18 protein-coding genes and 2 pseudogenes are annotated in these 22415 nt (G+C 63.8%); 13 read left to right on the top strand and 7 right to left on the bottom strand.

Features of this window, described 5'->3' with window-relative positions:
- Positions 1–49: 49 nt before the first annotated feature.
- Complete coding sequence (gene tauA / locus NKH70_RS02640) at positions 50–1063, bottom strand: taurine ABC transporter substrate-binding protein (RefSeq protein WP_352913122.1); 1014 nt, start codon at positions 1061–1063, stop codon at positions 50–52.
- A 339-nt stretch (positions 1064–1402) separates the two neighbouring features.
- Between tauA and NKH70_RS02635 the strand changes: the two genes are divergently transcribed.
- The 4 genes from NKH70_RS02635 (at position 1403) to NKH70_RS02620 (ending at position 4283) form a co-directional block, all read left to right on the top strand.
- A complete protein-coding gene (locus tag NKH70_RS02635; RefSeq protein ID WP_352913124.1) occupies positions 1403–1594 on the top strand; it encodes a hypothetical protein in 192 nt (63 codons plus the stop codon).
- 147 nt (positions 1595–1741) lie between these two features.
- On the top strand, positions 1742–2194 hold the full coding sequence (locus tag NKH70_RS02630) for an RrF2 family transcriptional regulator (protein WP_352665233.1): 453 nt from the start codon (positions 1742–1744) through the stop codon (positions 2192–2194).
- A 49-nt stretch (positions 2195–2243) separates the two neighbouring features.
- The gene (locus NKH70_RS02625) at positions 2244–3590 is read left to right on the top strand and encodes an FAD/NAD(P)-binding protein (RefSeq protein ID WP_352913126.1); all 1347 of its coding nucleotides are present in this window, start codon (positions 2244–2246) and stop codon (positions 3588–3590) included.
- Positions 3591–3929: 339 nt separating this feature from the next.
- Positions 3930–4283: a winged helix-turn-helix transcriptional regulator gene (locus NKH70_RS02620; RefSeq protein ID WP_352869700.1), complete on the top strand. Its 354-nt coding sequence runs from the start codon at positions 3930–3932 to the stop codon at positions 4281–4283.
- A 122-nt stretch (positions 4284–4405) separates the two neighbouring features.
- Here the strand turns inward: NKH70_RS02620 and NKH70_RS02615 are convergent, their stop codons facing one another.
- Together NKH70_RS02615 and NKH70_RS02610 are read right to left on the bottom strand one after the other, a co-directional pair.
- Positions 4406–5053 carry a cysteine hydrolase family protein gene (locus NKH70_RS02615; protein WP_352977022.1) on the bottom strand — a complete coding sequence of 216 codons (648 nt, stop codon included), beginning with the start codon at positions 5051–5053 and terminating at the stop codon, positions 4406–4408.
- Positions 5050–5379 (bottom strand): hypothetical protein, encoded by a 330-nt coding sequence (locus NKH70_RS02610; RefSeq protein ID WP_023675896.1) that lies wholly within the window; start codon positions 5377–5379, stop codon positions 5050–5052. Before NKH70_RS02610 ends, NKH70_RS02615 begins: the two co-directional genes overlap by 4 nt.
- Positions 5380–5555: 176 nt before the next feature.
- Here NKH70_RS02610 and NKH70_RS02605 point away from each other — a divergent pair, with 176 nt between their 5' ends.
- From NKH70_RS02605 to NKH70_RS02570, 8 genes and pseudogenes are all read left to right on the top strand, one after another.
- A complete protein-coding gene (locus tag NKH70_RS02605; RefSeq protein ID WP_352913131.1) occupies positions 5556–5954 on the top strand; it encodes a RidA family protein in 399 nt (132 codons plus the stop codon).
- A 186-nt stretch (positions 5955–6140) separates the two neighbouring features.
- Positions 6141–7565 carry a pyridoxal-phosphate dependent enzyme gene (locus NKH70_RS02600; RefSeq protein WP_352715942.1) on the top strand — a complete coding sequence of 475 codons (1425 nt, stop codon included), beginning with the start codon at positions 6141–6143 and terminating at the stop codon, positions 7563–7565.
- Complete coding sequence (locus tag NKH70_RS02595) at positions 7562–8743, top strand: cystathionine gamma-synthase (protein WP_352913133.1); 1182 nt, start codon at positions 7562–7564, stop codon at positions 8741–8743. The genes NKH70_RS02600 and NKH70_RS02595 overlap by 4 nt, the downstream gene beginning before the upstream one ends.
- Positions 8744–9034: 291 nt before the next feature.
- Entirely contained in the window at positions 9035–10012 is a 978-nt protein-coding gene (locus NKH70_RS02590) for a GlxA family transcriptional regulator (protein WP_352913190.1), read from the top strand.
- Between the two features lie 534 nt (positions 10013–10546).
- Entirely contained in the window at positions 10547–11851 is a 1305-nt protein-coding gene (locus NKH70_RS02585) for a M24 family metallopeptidase (RefSeq protein ID WP_352466585.1), read from the top strand.
- A gap of 307 nt (positions 11852–12158) precedes the next feature.
- Positions 12159–12836 (top strand): isochorismatase family protein, encoded by a 678-nt coding sequence (locus NKH70_RS02580; RefSeq protein WP_352913134.1) that lies wholly within the window; start codon positions 12159–12161, stop codon positions 12834–12836.
- A 16-nt stretch (positions 12837–12852) separates the two neighbouring features.
- Positions 12853–13853: pseudogene (locus NKH70_RS02575) on the top strand (alpha/beta hydrolase).
- 148 nt (positions 13854–14001) lie between these two features.
- Positions 14002–15642 (top strand): ABC transporter substrate-binding protein, encoded by a 1641-nt coding sequence (locus tag NKH70_RS02570; RefSeq protein ID WP_352977021.1) that lies wholly within the window; start codon positions 14002–14004, stop codon positions 15640–15642.
- Positions 15643–15729: 87 nt separating this feature from the next.
- Here the strand turns inward: NKH70_RS02570 and NKH70_RS02565 are convergent, their stop codons facing one another.
- Both NKH70_RS02565 and NKH70_RS02560 read right to left on the bottom strand, forming a co-directional pair.
- The gene (locus NKH70_RS02565) at positions 15730–17217 is read right to left on the bottom strand and encodes a pyridoxal phosphate-dependent decarboxylase family protein (RefSeq protein ID WP_352977020.1); all 1488 of its coding nucleotides are present in this window, start codon (positions 17215–17217) and stop codon (positions 15730–15732) included.
- Positions 17218–17242: 25 nt separating this feature from the next.
- On the bottom strand, positions 17243–18328 hold the full coding sequence (locus NKH70_RS02560; protein ID WP_352913140.1) for a PLP-dependent cysteine synthase family protein: 1086 nt from the start codon (positions 18326–18328) through the stop codon (positions 17243–17245).
- Between the two features lie 247 nt (positions 18329–18575).
- Between NKH70_RS02560 and NKH70_RS02555 the strand changes: the two genes are divergently transcribed.
- Entirely contained in the window at positions 18576–20573 is a 1998-nt protein-coding gene (locus NKH70_RS02555) for a transcriptional regulator (protein ID WP_352913191.1), read from the top strand.
- A gap of 119 nt (positions 20574–20692) precedes the next feature.
- Here the strand turns inward: NKH70_RS02555 and NKH70_RS02550 are convergent, their stop codons facing one another.
- Positions 20693–20911, bottom strand: a complete 219-nt coding sequence (locus tag NKH70_RS02550) for a hypothetical protein (protein ID WP_352913142.1) — start codon at positions 20909–20911, stop codon at positions 20693–20695.
- A 135-nt stretch (positions 20912–21046) separates the two neighbouring features.
- Positions 21047–21685: pseudogene (locus NKH70_RS02545) on the bottom strand (L,D-transpeptidase).
- Positions 21686–22415 lie beyond the last annotated feature (730 nt).

Raw genomic sequence — 22415 nt, 5'->3', positions numbered from 1 at the left:
CAGGCAACGCGCGCGTCAGGGAAGGGAGGAAGCGCGCATTGAGCAGCCGCTAATTCGAGGCCAGCGCCTCGCCGACATATTTCGACGACACGTATTTCGAATAATCCGGCAACACGGCGTCAATCTTGCCCTGCTCCTTGAGGAAGGCCGATGTCGCCTCGACCGCCTTGACCGTGCCGCCACCGAGGAACTTGTCCGAGGCCTGCTCCTCGAGCGTCGGGAAGACATAGCCCCTCAGCAGTTGCGGCACGTCTTCGAGCTTGGCCCCGGTGATCCTGGCGATCTTGGCCGCTTGTGACGAGGACACCGACCATTGGTCCGGCTTGGCCAGGAAGTCGGCATAGGCAGCGCCCGTCACTTTGACGAAGTCGCGCACCGCTTCCGGGTTCCTTTCAGCGAAGTCGGTTCGCACGATCCAGGCGTCGAAGGTCGGCGCGCCCCAGGCGGCGACTTGGGAGGAATCCAGCACGACCTTGCCCGTCGTCTTGATCTGGCCGAGTGCCGGATCCCAGACATAGGCGGCGTCGATGTCGCCGCGCGCCCATGCCGCCGCGATCTCCGGTGGACGCAGATTGAGAATATCGACCGACTTCGGGTCGACACCCTCATGCTTCAGCGCCGCAAGCAGGCTGTAATGCGTCGTCGAGACGAAGGGCACCGCCACCTTCTTGCCGGCAAGGTCGGCGACCTTCTCGATGCCGGCGCCGCTGCGGGCGACAAGGGCCTCGGATTCGCCGATCAGCCCGACAATGAAGATTGTCTGGATGGGAAGCTCGCGGCTCGCCGCCGCCGCCAGCGGGCTCGAGCCGACATAACCGATGTCGACCGAACCGGAAGCGATGGCGGCGATCACGTCGGCGCCGGAATCGAATTTCCGCCAGTCGATTGCTGCCTTGGTCGCGCTCTCATAGGCGCCGTCGGCCTGCGGCACCTTCGAGGGTTCGACGACCGTCTGGTAGCCGATAGTGATCTTGAGGTCCTGCGCATCGGCTGGGCCGAGAAAGGCGGCACCAGCCAAGGCCGCCGAGGACAAGAGAACGATACGTCGCGAAATGGTGGACATGAAAGGCTCCTTGGAAACGAGAAAAACCCGGATTGCGTTTCATAGTCACCTAACTCTATCGTTCTTGTAGAGTTAAATCCTTCCAATCGATTCGGTCTTGTTAGAAAAAGTCATCTGGCTATGGCGGTTGCCCATTCGCACGCTTCTGCGATGGCCTGGGTAAGAACCATCGTCAGTGCCCCGGAACCTCTTTCACGTTCCCACGCTCAACAACAATTTCCCGTTTTCGCCCCTGCACCGGCAACCCCATGCTGTGGATAGGCAAGAAATTGGAAACAAGTTCCCTGTGTTCGCCGTTAAGTCTAGTATCCTTATCGACATGAAGGATTGGAGAGGACGATGAACGACGCCACCCTCCTTGTTGCGGCGCGCGGCATGCTTTGGCCTTCAAATTCAGGGGCAGAAGCTGCTGTCGGCATTCTCGCCGGTCGGGACATTTCTGTCCCCGGCCAGTTTGGCGGTGTGCCATTGGCGGCGGCTTCTGTGCCCCCGAGGGCACAAGCCCCGGCCAAAATGGCCATTGCGGCTTGAAAACGAAGCAAAATCAACGTTTCTCGGCTTGTATATCATGTCACTAGAATTTATCTGTAGTGACAGCTTGGACGCGGCGGGGAGGCACGCCAGGCGTTTCGCAACCGGTGGCCATGCGCCATCGCATGACAGAGAAACGTTCGGGTTATGCTCACGAAAAAAGGTAAATACGGCCTCAAGGCGCTCGTCCATCTGGCGCGCCTGCCGGTTGGACAGCTCGCCTTCGTCAACGACATCGCCACAGGAAACAATATTCCGAAGAAGTTCCTCGATGCCATTCTTGGCGAATTGCGCAATGCCGGTTTCGTCCAGAGCCGCAAGGGCAAGGAGGGCGGCTACCGGCTGGCACGCCCGGCGGACGAGATCAAGGTCGGCCACGTCGTGCGCGTGCTCGACGGGCCGCTTGCCCCCATTCCCTGCGCCAGCCGCACCCAGTATCAGCGCTGCGAAGATTGCAACGAGGCGACATGCCAAGTCCGACATCTGATGCTGGAGGTCCGGCAGGCCATCGCCGAGGTGCTGGACCAGCGCAGCCTCGCCGAGATGCGCGACATCGCCGGCGACGAGGACCTTTCGGCGGCGTTGAAAGTGCAGGCCTGAACCACGCTCCCTTGAGCCGGCGACGATCGCCAGGACAGCTGGTGTGCGCATGACCGGGCGCGCTACGCCAAGTTCCATCATCATTGTCGGTGGCGGCGCCAGCGGCGTCGTGCTTGCCGCGCATCTGCTGAAGTCGCCCAATCCCGATCTCCGCGTCAGCCTGATCGAAAAACGCCCGCATTTCGGGCAAGGCATGGCCTATTCAACGCTGCTGTCGGCGCATGTGCTGAATGTCAGCGCGGCCGGCATGAGCGCTTATGCGGACGATCCCGGCAATTTCTCGCGCTGGCTGCTTGGACGCGGCCTGGCGACGCCAGAGCAGGCGCCGGTCTACGCGCCGCGCAGCGTCTACGCCCGCTATCTCAAGGAGCTGCTCGACGAGCTCGAGGCGCGTGAGCAGCAGACGGGCCGGCTACGCCTGATCCGCGAGGAGAGCCTGTCGATCTCGCCGACCGCGTCAGGCGTCGAAGTGGCGCTGGCCAACGGCACCAGCGTGGTTGCGCACCTTGCCGTGCTCGCCACCGGCCATGACGAGGAGCCGGGCGCCGGTCAGGGCCACGCGATCAGGATGGGCTCGGAGGCCGACACCGCGCTCGACCCCGAAGCCCCAGTCCTGGTGCTGGGCACCGGTCTGAGCATGGTCGATGCCTTCCTGTCGCTCGAGCAGCGCGGTCATCGCGGCGCGATCGTCGCGGTGTCGCGGCGCGGCCTGCTGCCGTCACCGCATCGCAAGGGCAATCCGATCAAGCTCGACGTCGCCGACATTCCGCTCGGCACCCAGCTTTCCTATTTCGTCGGCTGGTTCCGCGACCTGATCCGGGAAAACCAGAAGGCCGGCATCGACTGGCGCGACGTGGTCGACGGTCTGAGACCCTTCAACCAGAAGATCTGGCAGAACTGGCCGTCCTCGGCCAAGCGCCGCTTCGTCGAACACACCAAGGCGTGGTGGGACATCCACCGCCATCGCATGGCGCCTGAAGTCTACGCCCGCGTTGCCGAGGCGGTGCAAGCGGGCCGCATCCGCCTTGTCGCCGGGCGCGTCGTTGACATCGCCGCCGGCGACGGCTTCAGCGTCCAGGTCCAGTCGCGTCACACGCAGCAGCTCGAAAGGTTCGACGTCGTGCGCATCTATGATTGCACAGGCATAGCCAGGGACATCTCGACCACCTCGAACAGCGTGGTACGGTCGCTGGTCGACCGTGGGCTGGCAAGGCCGGATCCGCTGCGGCTCGGCCTCGATGTAACCGCCAACTGCGAGGTCATCGCCAGCGACGGCACTGTATCGGCCAAGATCCTCGCCGTCGGGCCACTGACGCGCGGCACTTTCTTCGAAATCGACGCCATTCCCGATATTCGCGTACAGTGCGCACGGCTCAGCAAGCGATGGCTCGGATGAGAATCTCTTTGTCTTGACGCAATTCCGGATGCAACACCGCCGCCGTTGGGTGAAAAGATCTCGACCGCATAACCTCGCTCGGTGAAGGCGAACCAGGGATGCGTGAGCTCGCTCCACCAAAAGCCGACCGGCCAGCCTCTGGTGGTCGAGACAGCCGGGTTGGCGATGACGATCGCCACCCGTTTCGGCTGTTTCGCGTTGACCGGATTGGCGTCGCGTACGCTCATCTCCGTTCTCCTCCATGAATTTTATAGCCGGCCAGACAGCAGGCCGCGACCCTGGCCAGATGACCGGGCAAATTCTGCTTCCGTCGCCACCGTGCCTTGCCTACCATGGCGCATGACCCAACGCGGAAGACTCTACGGCTGCCCGGTCGAGTTCGCGCTCGACGCGCTCGGCGGCAAATGGAAGACAGTGATCCTGGCGCGCATCAAGGAACAGCCGATGCGCTATTCCGAACTGCGCCGGCTGATCCCCTCGCTCTCCGACAAGATGCTGACGCAACGCCTGGCCGAGCTTGTCGAGATCGGCTTCGTCACGCTCGAGACGTCGCCGGACGGCAAGGGACGCTACGCCTTGACCGGGCGCGGTGAAGATCTCGCCGCCGCGCTCCAGGCGCTCTACGACTGGGGCAGCGTGCATGGCCGCGCCGAAGGTGTGCGTTTTCGTACCGACAGCGCAGCCACCACCTAGATCAATTCCGGGAAAGCGCGAAGCGGTTTTCCGTCCGCAATTGCGTATTGCGTGAAGACAAAGCGATGGAGCGGTTCGGCGTTTCCGTGAAACGGTGGATCGCTCTGGCAAGCCGATTGTCCTCAACCCGCACCGGCAAGCGCGCTGCAGAAGCTTGCGACATCGGTGACAACGGCTTCGCCGAGGAAGCGCAGCGTCGCCGTCGAGCGGTCGCGCGCTTCGCGGTTGCCGAAGCCACAGGCATCCTCGATTACCATGGCGACAAAGCCATTGTCGGTCGCCTGGCGAACGGTCGGCTCGATGCCGATCTCCATGGCAATGCCTGCGAGCGCTATCGTGCGCACGCCGCAATCGCGCAAGGCAAAGCCGAGCGCGGTGGAATCGAAGGCCGACATCGTGAGCTTGTCGAACACCGCCTCGTCCGCGCGGGGTTCCAGCTCGGGCACGATCCGCGTCGCTTCGGCGTCGCGCGGGAACCACGGCTCAACCATGTCGGGGCTGTCGCGCCGCTGCCAGGCCATGGCGGTGCGCAGCTGCGTCGCGCCCATCCATTTGCGCGGCAGCGACAGATGGCGCGTGAACGCCACCCGCATTCCGGCCACGCGCGCCGCTTCCAGCACCGTGCCGGTGCGCTCGATGATGGTGGCGGCGCCGGCCACCTGGCGGCAGATGCCGATCTGCATGTCGTAGACCACCAGCGCGGTACGGCGCGGATCGCACCACTCAGCCAGGCTGGCCGGGATTTCGATCCCGTCGCTCGACCGGATCATGCTGCAGTCCGGTCCCACGGCTTGGCGATGTCGACGGTCGGGTCGAACAGGAATTCCAGCGGCAATGGCGCGTCGAAGGCGATGAAGTGCCATTCCAGCAGCCCGGCCTTGGACAGCGGGAAGTCCTCGGTGTAGCGCCGCGCTTCCGCAACGCTGTCGAGCTCGAAGACGATGATGACGCCGCCAATATCGCCGCGCGCATAATTCTCGCGCACGATCCCCGCCTTCCAGAGCCGCCAGACGTTCGACACTTCGTCGCGCAGATAAGGCCGCAGGTCGTCGAGCGTGACGCCGGGCCTGAAATTGTCATAGGCAAGAATCTTCATCGGCCGTTCCTTGCATTGCTGTTCGCCCAGCGCCGGGTAGCATGGCTGAATCGGCGGCGGCAACGAACGAGATGGTGCGTTGAAACGGCCGCACGATTGCCGTTCTGTGCCGCGCGATCCCTATGGGCGGCCGGGCGGCCGCGGGATAATTTTTGCTGAAGAGGAGGAAAAGCGCGGTGACCATCGAAAGGCTGAACCCCGAGGGCATGCACAGCAATCCGGCCTATTCGCAAGGCGTGTCGCTACCGGCATCCGCGCGCATCGTGCTGGTCGGCGGCCAGAATGGCGTCGACGCGCAAGGGCGGATCGTCGCCAGGGACGATCTCGCTGCACAGACCGCTCAGGCGCTTTCCAACCTGGCAAAGGTGCTCGAAGCCGGTAGGGCAAAGCCTGAAGACCTCATCAGCCTCTCGGTCTATATCGCCGGCGACCTGGACATAGGGCCGGCCTTCGGCGCCTGGATGGCCTTCTGGGCAAACCGTGGCGCGCCGCCGATCATCAAGGTGCTGCGCGTCGCTGGCCTCGGCAATCCGGATTTTCTGATCGAGATGGAAGCCCAGGCGGCGATCGCCTGAGCCCTAAACAGGTTCTGCAAATCTTTTGCCCTGCCTGGAGGCCGGCGAAGCTTTTGCGAAATTCCATTCCCCTGCTGGCGGCCGGATTGGCACGATCTATCTTCTTTCCAACTGCAAACGGCTGGAAAAGACGGTAGGTTGCCGTCTTCCAGGGCGGTTGCTCATTCTGGCAACGGAGCATCTGACATGAGCAAGCACAAGATCGTGGCACCGGACGATGCATCGTCCCGCCTGCGCCCGCCCTATGCCTCGGTTCTCGACCTGATCGGGCAGACGCCGGTCGTCGAGCTGACCAAATTCGACATCGGCAAGTGCCGGCTGTTCATCAAGCTCGAAAGCCAGAATCCCGGCGGCTCGATCAAGGACCGCATCGCGCTGTCGATGATTGCCGCCGCCGAAAAACAGGGCAGACTGAAGCCCGGCGGCACCATCGTCGAGGCGACCGCCGGCAATACCGGTCTTGGCCTCGCCCAGGTCGGTATCCCGAAGGGCTACCGCATCATCCTCGTCGTGCCCGACAAGATGTCGCGCGAAAAAATCCAGCATCTGCGCGCGCTCGGCGCGGAAGTGCGCATGACGCGTTCCGACGTCGGCAAGGGCCACGCCGAATATTACCAGGACATGGCCGAAAAGATCGCCGCCGAGCTGCCCGGCGCCTTCTATGCCAACCAGTTTGCCAACCCGGCCAATCCGCACGCCCACGAAACCACGACCGGGCCGGAAATCTTTCAACAGCTCGGAGGCGATGTCGATGCGGTGGTCGTCGGCGTCGGCTCCGGCGGCACGCTGACCGGGCTCGGCCGCTACTTTGCGAAAGTCTCGCCGAAGACCGAGATGATTTTGGCCGATCCGGTCGGCTCGGTGCTGGCGCCGCTGATCAAGACCGGCAAGATGGTAGAGGCCGGAAGCTGGACCGTCGAAGGCATCGGCGAGGATTTCGTGCCGCCCAATGCCGATCTGTCGCTGGTCAGGAAGGCCTATTCCATTCCCGACAAGCAGAGCATGCTTGCGGTACGCGACCTGCTTTCCAAGGAAGGCATTCTCGCCGGCTCGTCGTCCGGCACGCTGCTTTCGGCGGCACTCCGCTATTGCCGCGAGCAGACCGTGCCGAAGCGCGTCGTTACCTTCGTCTGCGACAGCGGCAACAAGTACCTGTCGAAAGTCTTCGACGATTTCTGGCTGGTCGAGCAGGGCCTGGCCGAGCAGGAGCAGCATGGCGATCTGCGCGACCTGGTCATGCGCACGCTTCGCACCGGCGATGTCGTGTCGGTCGGCCCCGACGAAAGCCTGCTCAACGCCTATGGCCGCATGCGCCGCTCGGATGTCTCGCAACTGCCGGTGCTGGACGACGGCAAGCTCGTCGGCATCATCGACGAAAGCGATATCCTCGCCAAGGTCGAAGGCCCCTATGACAGCCGCTGGGACCGCTTCAAGGCCCCGGTCAGGACGGCCATGACCTCTAACCTGCACACGCTGCAGGCCAGCCAGACGCTGGACGCGCTGCTGCCGGTGTTCGACCGCAACGAGGTTGCCATCGTCTTCGATGGCGACGAATTTATTGGCCTGATAACCCGCATCGACCTGATCAACCATCTGAGGCGCGCCCGATGACCGTCAAAGCCACCGTATCGGGCAAAAACCGCCTCGCCTTCTCGACCCGCACCATCCATGGCGGCCAGAGCCACGACCCGACGACGGGCGCGGTGATGGTACCGATCTATGCCACCTCGACCTACGGCCAGCAGAGCCCGGGCGTGCACAAGGGTTTTGAATATGCCCGCAGCCAGAACCCGACCCGCTTCGCCTTCGAGCGCGCGGTGGCCGACCTCGAAAGCGGCGCAGCCGCCTTCGCCTTCGCTTCGGGGCTGGCAGCGATCGCAACCATTTTCGAACTGCTCGATTCAGGCGCGCATATCGTCGCCACCGACGACATCTATGGCGGCACGTTCCGATTGCTGGAACGGGTGCGCAAGCGCTCGGCCAACCTCCAGGTCGACTTCGTCGACTTCACCGATCTTGCCGCGGTCGAGGCGGCGATCCGCCCGGAGACCAAGCTGCTTTGGGTCGAGACGCCGACCAATCCGCTGCTGCGCGTCGTCGATCTCGAAGGCGTCGCCGCACTGGCCAGACGGAAGGGCGTGATGTCGGTGGCCGACAACACTTTTTGCAGCCCCTATCTGCAGCGGCCGCTGGAGCTCGGCATCGATATCGTTGTTCACTCGACGACGAAATACCTCAACGGCCATTCCGACATGGTCGGCGGCGTCGCCGTGGTCGGCGACAATAAGGATCTCACTGAGCGGCTAAAATTCCTGCAGAACGCCATCGGCGCCATTTCAGGGCCGTTCGACAGTTTCCTGGCGCTGCGCGGACTGAAGACGCTGGCGCTGAGGATGGAGCGTCATTCGTCGAACGGCCAGAAGATTGCGCACTGGCTGGAAAGCCGCCCCGACATCCGCCGTGTTATCTATCCCGGCCTGCCCAGCCACCCGCAGCACGCCATCGCCAGGCGGCAGATGCACGCCTTCGGCGGCATGATCACGGTCGAGCTCGACCGCGACCTCGCCGGCACCAAACGCTTCCTCGAACACACGCAGCTGTTCACGCTGGCCGAAAGCCTCGGCGGCGTCGAAAGCCTGATCGAGCACCCGGCACTGATGACGCACGGCTCGATCCCGGCGAAAAAACGCGCCGAGATCGGGATATCCGATTCGCTGGTGCGGTTGTCGGCCGGGATCGAGGACGGCGACGATCTGATCGCGGATCTGGATCAGGCGTTGGCGAGTTGAGGGGGAGCAGTCGTGTCGGAGGACTCGTGCTGAGACGGACAATTGCCAATGTCGGCGCCGCCCCTCACCTGCCTGCCGGCATCCTCTCCCCGTATAGCGACGGGGAGAGGGACGCCTTTGCCTGTGGTTTCGCAAGTCTTCTGCGCAGCAGAACTAGCGCCGAGGTCGCGACGGCCCCTTTCTCCCCGTCACTATACGGGGAGAAATGCCCGGCAGGGCAATGAGGGGCGGTGCCATCCGTCCCGCAATGTAATTGACTAAGTGGCATCTGGCAGAATTGTAATGCACACCATGAACAACCGACAACGCAACCAACCGACGGCAAACGACACCCCGCTCACCTTCGCCATCCTGGTCTTCCCCGGCTTTCCGATGATGGCGTTCAGCTCGGTGATCGAGCCGCTGCGCGCCGCCAACGTGCTGGCCAAGCGGGACTGCTATCGCTGGATCATCGTCGGCGCCACCGAAGGTCCGGTGGAGGCCTCGAACGGCGTCGTCATCCAGCCCGGCTTTGCCGCCCATGACGCGCCGAAGGTCGATCGCGTCGTCGTCTGCTCGGGCGGCGATGCCGATCATCTCGTCGCGCAAGATGCCGTGAGCTGGATCCGCAAGAGCCTGCGCGGCGGCGCCCATATCGGTGCGGTGGCTGACGCGGCGTTCTTTCTCGCCCGCGCGGGCCTGCTCGACGGTCATGCCTGCACCTTGCACTGGACCAGCCAGGCGGCTTTCATCGAAGCGTTTCCGGATATCGAGCTGAGGCGCGATCTCTATGTCATCGACCGCAAGCGCTTCACTTCGGCCGGTGGCGTCGGCAGCCTCGACATGATGCTGGAGATCATCACCAGCGATTATGGCGCCGAACTTGCCGCCGGCGTCGCCGAATGGTTCGTGCACAGCCCGCTGCGCTCCAGCGTCGACCGCAAGCTGATGCCGCTGCGCCTACGCACCGGCGTGCAGAACGAATTGGTGCTGTCGGCCATCGCCATCATGGAGGATGCGGTGGAGGAGCGGCTCGGCATGGCGGAACTGGCGGGGCGGCTTGGTGTCTCCTCCGACAAGCTCGAACGCAATTTCCGCTCCGAACTCAGCATCTCGCCCAACGGCTATTACCGCCGCCTGCGGTTGAAGCGCGCCGCCGACCTCCTGGCGCATTCGACGCTGATGGTGCGCGACGTCGCGCTGGCCTGTGGCTTTGCTTCGATGTCGAGCTTTGCCCGGGCGTTCCGGGAGGAGCACGGCCACGCGCCGAAGGTGTTGCGGCGGCATTAGGGGCGTCTGCAAGGCGCAAACCTCGGAGATTAGCCGAACCACCCTTCCGCTTCGTCATCCCAGGGCGGAGCAAGGAGCGAAGCGACGCGGCGCAGACCCTGGGATCCATGCCGTTCCCTCGCGGCAGTGCTCCAGCGGGACCAGAACCGAGTTCTTCTTCGCACCGATGGGCCGAGCCTGGGATGATGCGGAGGCCAAGATCATTGGTGGCACCGATGCAGATCGGGCCGCGCTTCTGGCTTGCAGTCATGTAGGCATAGCCGATCCATGGTGGAAGGGTAGCTGGCGCCGTTGCGGATACAAGCGCCCCTTCTGAGCCGCTGCATTCCTCGGCTGATGTAACGGCATGGATCCCAGGGTCTCCGCGACGTCGCTTCGCTCCTGCTCCGCCCTGGGATGACGAAAGTGTGGTGGCTTACGGCTAATCACCGAGGCTGCCGACAAGCTCCTGCGGCATTCAGCACGACATCTGCGGGATTCCGCATAAGCTCTTGGCGCCGCGCCGCTATGTTCAGGGCCTTCCAGGAGGCACCCATGAGCATCGTCGTTTTTGACCCCGACAGCACCGAGGATGTCGACTTCAAGGACCGCATGCGCCATCCGGCTGCGGCCGATCCGGCCGGCGGCATGTGGTTGTCGGATACCGAGCCGTCCTTCATCGACGCCGACGCGCTGCGCAAGGGCCGGCTGGCCAGGCTGCGCGCCTGGATGCGCGAGGCCGGCTATGGCGGCGTGGTTTTGTTCGACCCCTACAACCAGCGCTACGCCACCGGCTCCCGCAACATGTTCGGCTATTTCCTGCGCAACTCGACCCGCTACTTCTTCATCCCGACAGAAGGGCCGATCGTGTTGTTCGAATATCCGCAGAGCTACCATGTCTCGATGGTGCTCGACACGATCGACGAGGCGCGGCCGTCCAAGCTGGTCTGGTCTTCAGTGTCGGGCCGTGACGACGAAACCGCCGGCCCGTTCGCCGATGAGATCGCCGAATTGCTCAAGGCGCATGGCGGCGGCTCGATGAAACTCGGGCTCGACCGCTGCAGCCATCTGCAGGCACTGGCGCTGGAAAAGCGCGGCTGCGACGTCCGCGATTGCCAGGGCGAGGTTTTGGCGGTGCGCGCGGTTAAGACGCCTGAGGAAGTAAAATGCCTGCAGGTGTCGATGGCTGGCGCCGAGGCTGCGGTCTATGCGGTGCGCGAGGCGATCAAGCCCGGCGTTTCCGAAAACGAGCTGTTCGCCATCATGTATGGTGAGGTGATCCGGCAAGGCGGCGAGTTCATCGAAACCCGGCTGCTGACCTCGGGCCAGCGCACCAATCCGTGGTTCAACGAGGCGAGCGGCCGCAAGATCAGGCCGGGCGAACTCTTGGCGCTCGATACCGACACGATCGGCTGCTACGGCTACTATTCGGACTTTTCGCGCACCTTCCGTTGCGGCCCGGGCAAGCCGACGGATTACCAGAAATCGCTCTACCGCATGGCGCACGACCAGGTTCAGCACAATATCTCGATCGTCAGACCCGGCATGGCGTTTCGCGAGATTGCCGAAAAGGCCTGGAAGATCCCGGACCGCTTCGTCGACCAGCGCTATACCTCGGTCATGCACGGCGTCGGCATGCATGGCGAGACGCCGTTCATCGCACATGCCATGGATTATGAAACCTATGGCCGCGACGGTGTCATCGTGCCCGGCATGGTGGTCAGCGTCGAAAGCTATATAGGCGAGAAGGGCGGCCGCGAGGGCGTCAAGCTGGAGGACGAGATCCTGATCACCGAGACCGGCACCGAGCTCCTGTCGCGCTTTCCCTATGAGGACGATTTCCTGGAGAAGCAGGTTTGACGCTCGTACTTTGGCGACTGTCGGAAACACCGTTCGCTTCGTCATCCTGGGGCGGAGCAAGGAGCGCAGCGACGCGGCGCAGACCCCAGGATCCATGCCGTGACTTCAGAGCGCTGCTGCCGTGCAGAATTCTGCTCCGCTGCACTCTTCGGCTAAGGTCACGGCATGGATCCCAGGGTCTCCGCGACGGAGCTTCGCTCCTGCTTCGCCCTGGGATGACGAAGCTGGCTAGGAGTCAGCCAATCTCCACGGCTTGCGGTAGCCCACGGAAAGGAACAGCGTTGGCCGGGAAGGCAGGCGTATCCGCATGAAAAGCCCGATCTCGATCAAGCGCGGCAAGGTGGCGGCGGTGTTCATCGATCTCCAGGAGGAGCATCGGCGGGACAAGCGCTATCTGGTCGAAGGCTATGGCGACATCCTCGCCAACGTCCAGCGGCTGCAGGAGGCGGCGCGGGCCAACAATGTGCCCCTTTACCACTGGGCCTATATCGTCGATCTCGCCACGGCGCGGCCGTTCCACCCGGTCGAGGCCAACGGCAAGTCGGCGTTTTCCGACAAGGACGATCCGCTGACTGCAATCTGCGCGGAAGTGGGCCCGGCGCCGGGCGAGACGATGCTGGTCAAGACCGACGCCAGCGCCTTCCGCGCAGGGCCTGCCGCCCAGCGGCTGAAGGCCGAGGGCATCGAGTGGCTGGTCGTTGCCGGCGTCTGGACCGAGGCCTGCATCGACGCCACCGTCAAGGATGCGGTGGCGCTCGGGTTTCGCGTGCTCTTGGTCAAGGATGCCTGCGGCAGCGGCAGCACGGCGATGCACCAGACGGCCATTCTCAATCTCGCCAACCGGCTCTATGGCGGCGCCGTCACCACCACCGACGGCGCCTGCCGGCTGCTGGCCGGCGAGACGGTCGAAGCCTGGCAGGTCGAGGGCTCGGTGCCGCTGCGCTTCAGCTATGAAAATGCTGCCCGGCTCTACGGCGAGCTCTGAGCGGGATCGCGCAGCGATGATCACCGAGGCCGATCGACCCGAAACGAGAGAGCGCGGAAAATACCAAACGCTGCTCGATTTGGAGCTGTGGGCCCATATCGACCGGGTCAACGAGTGGTATCCGCCCGAGATCGTCTACATGCCAATCGACAGGCAGCGGGCGGTCTATGATGCCATGTGCCGGGCGTTTCGCGAGCAATATCCGCCCCGTGTCAAGGCAAACGACAGCAGCGTCGGCGACCGTGCGATCCCCGTGCGGCGCTACCAGTTGGCGGGAACGGCGCCGCAGGCAGCGGTCGTCTATTATCACGGCGGCGGCTTCGTCCTTGGCGGGCTCGACAGCCATGACGACATCTGCGCCGAGATATGCGCCGGCACCGGATTTGCCGTGCTGTCCGCCGATTACCGGCTGGCGCCCGAGCATCTGCATCCGGCGGCTTTCGACGATGCGCTGGCGGTATTCGAATGGGCTGCGGCGACGACGGAACTGCCCATCGTGCTCTGCGGCGAAAGCGCCGGCGGCAACCTGGCCGCTGCGGTGGCACAGGCGACACGCCGCCATCCTCGCCATGCGATCGGCCAGGTGCTGATCTATCCCGAGCTCGGCGGTGACGAGCTAGACGGCCCAGAGCTGGATGGCAAAGCGCGCACCGGCTCCTATATCGAGCACGCCGAGGCGCCACTGCTGACATTGCGCGACGTCGAATTCTATCGCCATGTCCGCGCAGGCCCGGCGCAGTCGCCGGACGACCCGACATTTTCGCCGCTCGGCGATAGCGACTTCTCCGGCCTGCCGCCGACGGCCATCATCACTGCCGAATGCGACCCGCTGTCGTCGGACGGCCAGGGCTATCGCGACCGCATCCTTGCCGCCGGCGGCATGGCATGGTGGCGCGAAGAACCGCGCCTGGTGCACAGCTTCCTGCGCGCCCGCAAGACCGTGCCGCGCGCCGGCGAGGCCTTCGAGCGCATAATCGCGGCAATAGCCGCGCTGGGCGGGGTGACTGGCCGGAGTGACGCGGAGCGTCCTCCAAGCTCCACTGTCGCGGAACAGCGCACAACAACTGCGGAAACCCGAACACTGCTTCGGTCAGGCCAGCCCTATCATCACACCACGTAAGGAGCCCGCATCCGCGATGCGCCGGCCCGACAGGGAGGATTTACGATGAAGTTCATGCTGACCGACCGGAAATTGCATCCGCAGGCCGAGCCCGTCGCCGACGGCTTCAAGAAAGGCCAGATGAACCGGCGCGAATATCTCGCCACCATGGCCGCGTTCGGCGTCAGTGCGGCCGGCGCGCTGGCGCTTGGCGGGCTTGCGCCGTCGCCGGCCAGGGCCGAGGAGCCGAAGCGCGGCGGCGTTCTGCGCGTCGCCATGAACGTCAAGGGCTGGAAGGATCCGCGCACCTTCGACGGCGTCGAGATGTCCAACGTCGCCCGCCAGTGCAACGAATATCTGGTGCGCTGGAGCCGCGACTTCACCTTCGAGCCCTGGCTGCTCGAGAGCTGGGAGACCAGCGACGACGCCCGCGTGATCACGCTGCATGTCCGCAAGGGCATCACCTGGTCGAACGGCGACACCTTCAATGCCGACGATGTCATTCACAATCTGACGCGCTGGTGCGATGCGTCCGTCGCCGGCAATTCGGTCGCCGCGCGCATGGGCGCACTGGTCAACGCCGATACCAAGAAGGCCGTCGACGGCGGCATCGAGCGCGTCGACGATTTCACCGTCCGGCTCAATTTGCCTAAGCCCGACATTTCGCTGATCGCCGGCATGGCCGACTATCCGGCGCTGATCATGCACCGCAGCTATGAAGGCGACGGCGATCCGCTGAAGGCATTGGCGATCACTACCGGGCCTTGCGAACTCGTCGCATGGGACGCCGAGGTCGGCGCCGAAGTCCGCCGCAAGGACAAGCCATGGTGGAAGGGCGAGTTCTATCTCGACGGCATCAAATGGGTCGACTACGGCTCCGATCCCAACGCCATGCTGTCGGCATTCGAATCGGGCGAGGTCGACACCGACCACGAAACCGCCTCCGACACGGTTGCGCAGACCGACTCCATGGGCCTGAGCAATTCGGAAATCGCCACCGGCTCGACCATCGTCGCGCGTTTCAACATCGGCAACCCGCCCTATGACGACATCAAGGTGCGGCGCGCCGCACAACTGGCTGTCGACAACGCCGCGGTGCTGAAGATCGGCATGGACAACCGCGGCAAGCCTGCCGAGAACCATCATGTCGGGCCGATGCATCCCGAATATGCCGATATCGGCCCGGCCGTCCGCAACACCGATCAAGCCAAGGCCCTGCTCGCCGAGGCCGGCAAGGCCGACCACGAATACGAACTCATCTCGGTCGACGTCGACTGGCAGAAGAGCACCGGCGACGCCATCGCCGCGCAGATGCGCGAGGCAGGGCTGAAGATCAAGCGCACAGTGCTGCCGGCCGCGACCTTCTGGAACGATTGGAGCAAATATCCCTTCTCCTGCACGGAATGGCTCGGCCGGCCGCTGGGCGTGCAGGTGCTGGCGCTCGCTTATAAGTCTGGCGCCGCCTGGAACGAGAGCGCCTATGCCGATCCGGAATTCGACAGTCTGCTCGACAAGGCGCTGGCGATGCCCGACCCCGGCGCCCGCAAAGAGCTCATGGCCAAGATCGAACAGAATTTGCGCGATTCCGGCGTCATCATCCAGCCCTACTGGCGCTCGGTCTATCGCACCTATCGCAAGGGCGTGCATGGCTGCGAGCAACACCAGTCGCTCGAGCAGCATTTCGAGAAGGTCTGGCTTGACGCGTGAGCTTTGTCGCAGGTTCGATCGGTCGGCATCGGGGCGAGGAACCCACGCTGGAATGAAGCCGCGTCGTCGATCTTCGCGCCACACGGATCAGCCGGCGACGCCAGCCTTCGAAATCTCTCCTCCGAGCCGCACTGTTTCCTGAATCAGCAGGTCCAGATCGTTGCGCCGGGTGCGGTGGTTGTTGATCGCCACCCTGAGGCAATGCTGGCCATGCACCGTCGTGTCGGAAATGGCGGCGATGCCTTCTTCCTGCAGCCTCAGCATGATCTCGGTATTGAGCGCTTTCAGGCGCTCAGCGTCCAACCCATCGGCGCGGTAGCGAAAGCAGACGATGTTGATGTTCACCGGCGCCACCAGTTCGAGCGCCGGTTCGGCCTCGATCAGCGCACCGAGATAATGCCCTTGCGCGATGTTCTGGTCGATCAGCCGGCCGAATTTTTCGATGCCGTGCTCCCGCAGTGCCATCCACACCTTCAGCGCGCGAAAACCGCGTGACGTCTGCAGGCCGTAATCGTGCAGCCATTGGCCGGAGGCCAGGCCGCGCGGCGTCGATTCCAGATATTCCGGCGTCACCGCGAACGTGCCGCGATGCGCGGAGGCATCCCGGATCAGCGCGCAGCCGACCTCGAAGGGCGCGTGCAGCCATTTATGCGGATCGAGCGCGATCGAGTGGGCGTGCTCGATGCCGGCAACGCGATGCGAATTGTCCGGCGCAATCGCAAGCAGAGCGCCGATGCAGCCGTCGACGTGAAACCACAGATCTTCTTTTGCCGCCAGGTCAGCCAGCGCTTGCAGATCGTCGATTGCGCCGGTGTTCACCGTGCCGGCCGTACCGATTACGCAGGCCGGCTTGAAGCCGGCGTCGCGATCCTCGGCGATCGCCTCCCGCAATGCAGCGATATCGATCCGCAGCCCGGCATCGCTCGGGATGCGACGCAGCGCCCGGTTGCCGAGGCCGAGCGCCTCCATCGCCTTGCGGTGACAGGAATGAAGTTGGTCGGAGCCGTAGAAGCGCAGCGGCTTGTCGATGCCGGCAACGCCATGCTCGCGTATGTCGATACCCGCTGTGGCGTTGCGCGCCACGGTCAGCCCGATGATGTTGGCCATCGAGCCGCCGCTGACCAGCGTACCGCTGGCCGATTGCGGAAAGCCCATCATTTCCTTGCACCAGTCGACGACCTGGTTGTCCATCAACGCGGCGGCATGGTTGCCGCCGCCGAGGTTGGAGCCTTGGATCGCTGCCAGGAAATCGCCGAGCGCGCCGGTGAAATTGCTCGAGCCCATATACCAGGACCAGAAGCGCGGATGGATGTTGCCCATCGCATAGGGCATCAAGCTCCTGGTGACGTCGCCATAGATTTCTGCTAGGGGCGCCGGCGAACGCGGCAGCGGCGATGTGAAGAAGGTCCTCACATCAACCGGCATCTCCTGCCACACCGGACGCTCTCTGACATCGCGCAGGTAAGCGACGGCATCGTCGACGATCCGATGCGACAAGACCTGCACGTCGGCCCAGTTCGAGGGGTCAAGCGTTTCCTCGGTGGCCGTGACGGCCAGTCCAGGCTTCGTGTCCATGCAGGCCGCTCCCGATGCGCCGCCGTCACGCCGGAAACTGGCAGCCGGGCGTCGACTGCGAAAGCGCAGTCTCCTCGGCGTCCATCTCCGCTTCGATGCCGTCGAACAGCGGCGTCGTCATGTAGCGCTCGCCGGTGTCGGGCAGCATGCACAGGATCACCGACCCGGGCGCCGCCTTTTCCGCGATCTGCCGCGCGACAGCAAATGTCGCTCCGCCGGAGATGCCGGTGAAAATGCCTTCCTTCTGCGCCAGCGCCTTGGCCCATTTCGTGCCTTCGGGCCCGGCAATAGGCACCACCTCGTCATAGAGGCCGGCGTCGATCGCCTCCTGCAGCACGTCCGGAATGAAGTCGGGCGTCCAGCCCTGGATCGGATGCGGCTCGAACGCCGGATGGCTTGCGGCAGGCGCGCCGCCGGTGCCGCGCTGCTGCGGCTTGCCGCTGCCGATCAGCTGCGCATTGGCCGGTTCGGCGAGCACGATCCGGGTCTCCGGCCGCTCGCGGCGCAGCACGCGTCCGACGCCGGCGACGGTGCCGCCCGTGCCGTACCCGGTGACGAAGCAGTCGAGCCGCGAGCCGGCGAAATCGTTGATGATCTCGCGCGCCGTCGTCGCTTCGTGAATGGCGGCATTGGCCTTGGTCTCGAACTGGCGGGCAAGGAACCAGCCATTGGCTTCGGCGAGCTCCACTGCCTTCTTGTACATGCCAAAACCCTTCTGTGCGCGCGGCGTCAGCACCACCTTGGCGCCCAGCATGCGCATCAGCCTGCGGCGTTCGATGGAAAAACTGTCGGCCATCGTCACCACCAGCGGATAGCCCTTCTGGGCGCAGACCATGGCAAGGCCGATGCCGGTGTTGCCGCTGGTCGCCTCGACGACGGTCTGGCCCGGCTTCAAGGCGCCGCTGCGCTCGCCCTCCTCGATGATGTTGAGCGCCAGCCTGTCCTTTACCGAGGCGGCGGGATTGAAGAACTCGGCCTTCACATAGATCGTGGCATGGTCCGGTCCGAGATTATTGATGCGGATCGCCGGCGTATCGCCGACCGTGTCGAGAATGCTGTCGAACAGACGGCCGCGCCCGGCGGTGGTTCTGATTTTCTGTTGATGCAACACGTCGATCTCCTCGCTTTGTCGTTGTCTCTTGTGGTCACGGGCCGGTTACAGACCGGTGGCTTGGGCGGCGAGGTTTCGAGACCTTGCCGCGCTACATTTGCCTCCCGGCAATGCCAGCATCCGGCGCGGGAATTCGCTGCCGGATGCACCGTGTCGCGTTTGGTGATAAAACAAAGGCCGACTGGCCAGCGTGGGAGCAGGCGTGGAAACGTACGTGGAATCCGCCCGATCGAGCCTCGGCGGCGAGATGGCCGGTCTTTCCGTGCGTCTGCTCGGACTGCTGACGATTATCCGCAACGGCACCTTCGTCGAGCTTCCGAAGTCGCGCAAACTGTGTGCGCTGCTCGCCTATCTGGCGCTGGCGCCGCATCCGGTCGGCCGCAGCCGCCTCTGCGAGCTTTTGTGGGATGTGCCGAACGACCCGCGCGGCGAGCTTCGCTGGTGCCTGAGCAAGCTTAGAGGCATCCTCGATGAACCGCATCATCGCAGGGTCGAGACACCAGGCGACACGATCGCGCTTGATCTGAGAGGTGCTTCCGTCGACGCTGTCGACATAGCCTCGGCCGCCGCCAAGGGCGTTGAGACGCTCGATCTAGAGCGGCTGCGGGCTCTTTCCGGAATGTTTGCCGGCGACTTTCTCGATGGGCTGGAGATCGACCGCAGCCCGCATTTCAACAGCTGGCTGAACGCTCAGCGCCGCCGCTTCAGCTCTTGGCACGCCGCCATCCTGGAACGCCTCGTCAACAAGCTTCCGGCGGATGCCGACGAAATGTCTTCGCATCTGGACAAATGGCTGGAACTCGCTCCGTTCGACGGGCGCGCACATGTGGCTCTTCTGACCAGGCTGGCGCAGCGCGGCCAGTTTGACGCGGGCGAGGAACATCTCGCTTCCGCGGCGCAGCTGTTTGCTTCGGAGGATCTGGATTTCGGAGCCGTTCGTGAGGCATGGCGGACGATCCGCGGCGAACGACCTGCAGCAACGCTCTGGGCCCGACCTTCAGTCGTACCCGCGGCACCGCACGCGTCAATTATGCTTTCCCGTTCCGATACCGCTGCGTCACAGAAGGCTTCGCTCGCGGTGATGCCGTTTGCCGAAGAGGCGGCTGTCGGCGGCCCGCGCGGTGGATTGGCCGACGGCCTCACCCACGACATCATCACCCGCCTGGCCAAGCTCAGGGATTTCTTCGTCATCGCGCGCGGTTCGGTGTTTGCGCTCGCCGAAAGAAACATTGCGCCGGAAGATGCCGGCCGGCGGCTCAACGTCGACTATGTCGCCGCCGGCACGGTGCGCGGCCAGGCGGGCCGCGTCATCGTCGCGGTCGAGCTGGTCGAAGTGCGCACGGCCAGGATCGTCTGGGCCGAGACGTTCGAGCGCAAGCCGGACGACATCTTTGCCGTGCTCGACGACATCGGCAACAGCATCGTCTCGTCGATCTCGACCGAGATCGAGACCGTCGAGCGCAATCGCGCCGTGCTGAAGGCGCCCAATTCGCTGAACGCCTGGGAAGCCTACCACCGCGGCCTCTGGCACATGTATCGCTTCACCCGCACGGAAAACGAGCAGGCCCGGCATTTCTTCGACATAGCCTTGAAGCTCGATCCGACCTTCGCCCGCGCCTATGCCGGGCTCTCCTTCACCCATTGGCAAAATGCCTTCCAGCGCTGGGGCGACCGCGACCAGGAAAGCGCCCTGGCCTTCGAGGCAGCCGGCCAGAGCCTGCTCGTCGACGATCACAATCCGGCCGCTCACTGGGCCATGGGGCGGGCGCTGTGGCTGCGCGGCGAGCAGGACGGCTCCCTCATCGAGCTGGAACGCGCCGTAGACCTCAGCCCGAATTTCGCGCTCGGCCACTATGCGCTCTCGTTCGTCCATTCGCAGTCCGGCGATCCGCAGGCCGCGATCGGCTCGTCCGACCATTCCAGGCATCTGAGTCCCTTCGATCCGCTGCTGTTCGGCATGCTGGGCGCCAGGGCGATGTCGCATGTCCGGCTCGGCCAGTTCGACGAGGCCGCCGAATGGGCGCTGAAAGCAGCCGCGCGTCCTAACGCCCATGCCATCATCCTGGCGATTGCCGCGCATTGCCTTGCGCTGGCAGGACGGCTGGAGGAGGCACGAAGTTTCGCCGCTGCGCTGCGCAAGATGCTGCCGAACTACTGCGCCGACGATTTCATCGGCACCTTCCGCTTCGAGCCGGACGCCGAGGCGCTGTTCCGGCAAGGCGCCAAGCGGATCGGGCTGGGGTGAGGCCGCGCCGTTAGCCAGGTTCTCCAAACCGCTCATCGCTGCTGGCCGCCCCAAACATCGTCATATCCGCAGCCAAGGCGCATCGTCAGATTGGTTGCGAATTCATCGACCAGAGCGGATCAGACAGGCTCAACCGATTTGACTTTGCCGTCGGTGTCCACGAGGCAGCTTGTCTTCTTGCCACTGGCATCGAGTTCGACCTGATAGGTCTTGGAATCGAGCTTGCTCGATGAAACCGGAAGTATCTTCGTGCTGTCGACGCCGCTCGCCTTGGCGACCGCATTGGCGCAAAGCAGCTGAAGGTCCGCCGGGGCCGTCTCGACCTTGGTCCTGGACATCTGGTCCTGAGGCGGCGGCGGTGGCGCGCTGACGCAAGCGCTGAGGGCTCCAGCCAGGAGTGCGATTGCTGTCGCCCGGATTGAAGTTCTCACTGCATTTTTTGCCGACATTGCTTGTCCCTCTCCGAATGCCGCTCACACACCCTTGTAAAGTGCCGCCCCTTGCATGAGAACGATGACCTTGGCCCCAACTTTGACGCGGGATGCGAGATCGACGATGTCGTCGTTCTCATACGGATGCATCCCGATGACACGTCGAGCCCGATCGTCCATGGCTCCGGGGTCCCGTGTATCCGGTAGATCGTGTCCTGGTCGCGCTCATAGAGGTAGAACGCCCTCGCGCCGAGCGGGTTGTCGGGCCCTCCCTTCATGCCTCCGGCGTATTTCACCGCCTTCGGATCGCGAGCGACCATTTCGGCCGGAGGCGTCCAGGTCGGCCACTCCGCCATGCGGCCGACGCGCACGATGCCGGCCCAGCCAAACCCCTCCCGGCCCACGCCGATGCCGTAGCGCATGGCCTGCTGACCCGGCTGCACAAGGTAGAGAAAGTGCTGGTTGCCATCGATAATGATCGTGCCTGGCGCTTCCGCGGTGCGGAATTTGACCATCTGCGGACGAAATGCCTCGGGCACCTCATTATGCGCGGCGTAGTATTTGCGCCTTGGTGCGATCGTAGTCCACCCATTTGTGGGTTTTCGGGTCGAAAACCTGTGTTCCCGCAGCCAGCGCTCTTCCCCCTCGCTTCGGTGCTGAAATGAACCGGGACGGGAACAATCTGTCGCGGCAAGCACCGGGTTGTGACACCAGCCCCATCTTCCGACGGGCAACGGCTGAAGGTGCAGCAGTGCGTCCGCCAAAGAGAGCGCCTTCACGTGCCGCCCCTGCAGGCTACCCGATGACAATCCGACTGGGAAGATGCTCACAACGCGGCCGCGGCGCCCTCCACTGCGCCTCTATGCGGCACGCCGCAGCGTTGAAAGTCCGGTAAACGGGCGGCGTTTCTTTCGGCCTGCGCAACTGCTGGCTGGGTTCGAAAAAATACCACAATAGATCGCGATTGGGGCGATCATATAAGATGCAGTCTCGTCGCGCCTTTTTTGTAAAGCTGGCGCAAAATTCACAGCAACGTAGAATATTACTTGTACTAACTCGGATTAATGAGAACAGAACTAAGGGAGTATTCCGGAATCTTGCTACTGGTCACATTTCAGTATCTGCTAAGATAGCCAGTGCTGATTCCGAATTATTAAGCATTTGCAAAATTCAATCCTGCGATATTGGGATTTGTCCTTGTCATAGGCTGACTCGGACGCAATTTCTTGGAAGCACAGCCGCGTCAGCGGATTGTTGAAACATGCTTGGGCGGATGGGGCACTAAGCATGGAGAGGAATATTGACATTCGCTAATGCGGCGGCCCCCGCCGGGAGCGTTTCCTCCTACGTAAGAGATTACGGCAACCGTCGGCTAAGTCGTCGAATGCATCGCCCACAGCCCGGCTCTCGT

The sequence above is a fragment of the Mesorhizobium sp. M0991 genome (assembly GCF_040318915.1).
Taxonomy (GTDB): domain Bacteria; phylum Pseudomonadota; class Alphaproteobacteria; order Rhizobiales; family Rhizobiaceae; genus Mesorhizobium.
The sequence above is the reverse complement of the archived record's forward strand: the minus strand, read 5'-3'. Positions and strand labels throughout refer to the sequence as shown.

Bases quoted from the DNA above. Each gene is read 5' to 3' on its own strand.
- tauA (WP_352913122.1), bottom strand. From the start codon at position 1,063: ATGTCCACCATTTCGCGACGTATCGTTCTCTTGTCCTCGGCGGCCTTG.
- NKH70_RS02635 (WP_352913124.1), top strand. From the start codon at position 1,403: ATGAACGACGCCACCCTCCTTGTTGCGGCGCGCGGCATGCTTTGGCCT.
- NKH70_RS02630 (WP_352665233.1), top strand. From the start codon at position 1,742: ATGCTCACGAAAAAAGGTAAATACGGCCTCAAGGCGCTCGTCCATCTG.
- NKH70_RS02625 (WP_352913126.1), top strand. From the start codon at position 2,244: ATGACCGGGCGCGCTACGCCAAGTTCCATCATCATTGTCGGTGGCGGC.
- NKH70_RS02620 (WP_352869700.1), top strand. From the start codon at position 3,930: ATGACCCAACGCGGAAGACTCTACGGCTGCCCGGTCGAGTTCGCGCTC.
- NKH70_RS02615 (WP_352977022.1), bottom strand. From the start codon at position 5,053: ATGATCCGGTCGAGCGACGGGATCGAAATCCCGGCCAGCCTGGCTGAG.
- NKH70_RS02610 (WP_023675896.1), bottom strand. From the start codon at position 5,379: ATGAAGATTCTTGCCTATGACAATTTCAGGCCCGGCGTCACGCTCGAC.
- NKH70_RS02600 (WP_352715942.1), top strand. From the start codon at position 6,141: ATGAGCAAGCACAAGATCGTGGCACCGGACGATGCATCGTCCCGCCTG.
- NKH70_RS02595 (WP_352913133.1), top strand. From the start codon at position 7,562: ATGACCGTCAAAGCCACCGTATCGGGCAAAAACCGCCTCGCCTTCTCG.
- NKH70_RS02590 (WP_352913190.1), top strand. From the start codon at position 9,035: ATGAACAACCGACAACGCAACCAACCGACGGCAAACGACACCCCGCTC.
- NKH70_RS02585 (WP_352466585.1), top strand. From the start codon at position 10,547: ATGAGCATCGTCGTTTTTGACCCCGACAGCACCGAGGATGTCGACTTC.
- NKH70_RS02580 (WP_352913134.1), top strand. From the start codon at position 12,159: ATGAAAAGCCCGATCTCGATCAAGCGCGGCAAGGTGGCGGCGGTGTTC.
- NKH70_RS02570 (WP_352977021.1), top strand. From the start codon at position 14,002: ATGAAGTTCATGCTGACCGACCGGAAATTGCATCCGCAGGCCGAGCCC.
- NKH70_RS02565 (WP_352977020.1), bottom strand. From the start codon at position 17,217: ATGGACACGAAGCCTGGACTGGCCGTCACGGCCACCGAGGAAACGCTT.
- NKH70_RS02555 (WP_352913191.1), top strand. From the start codon at position 18,576: ATGGCCGGTCTTTCCGTGCGTCTGCTCGGACTGCTGACGATTATCCGC.
- NKH70_RS02550 (WP_352913142.1), bottom strand. From the start codon at position 20,911: ATGTCCAGGACCAAGGTCGAGACGGCCCCGGCGGACCTTCAGCTGCTT.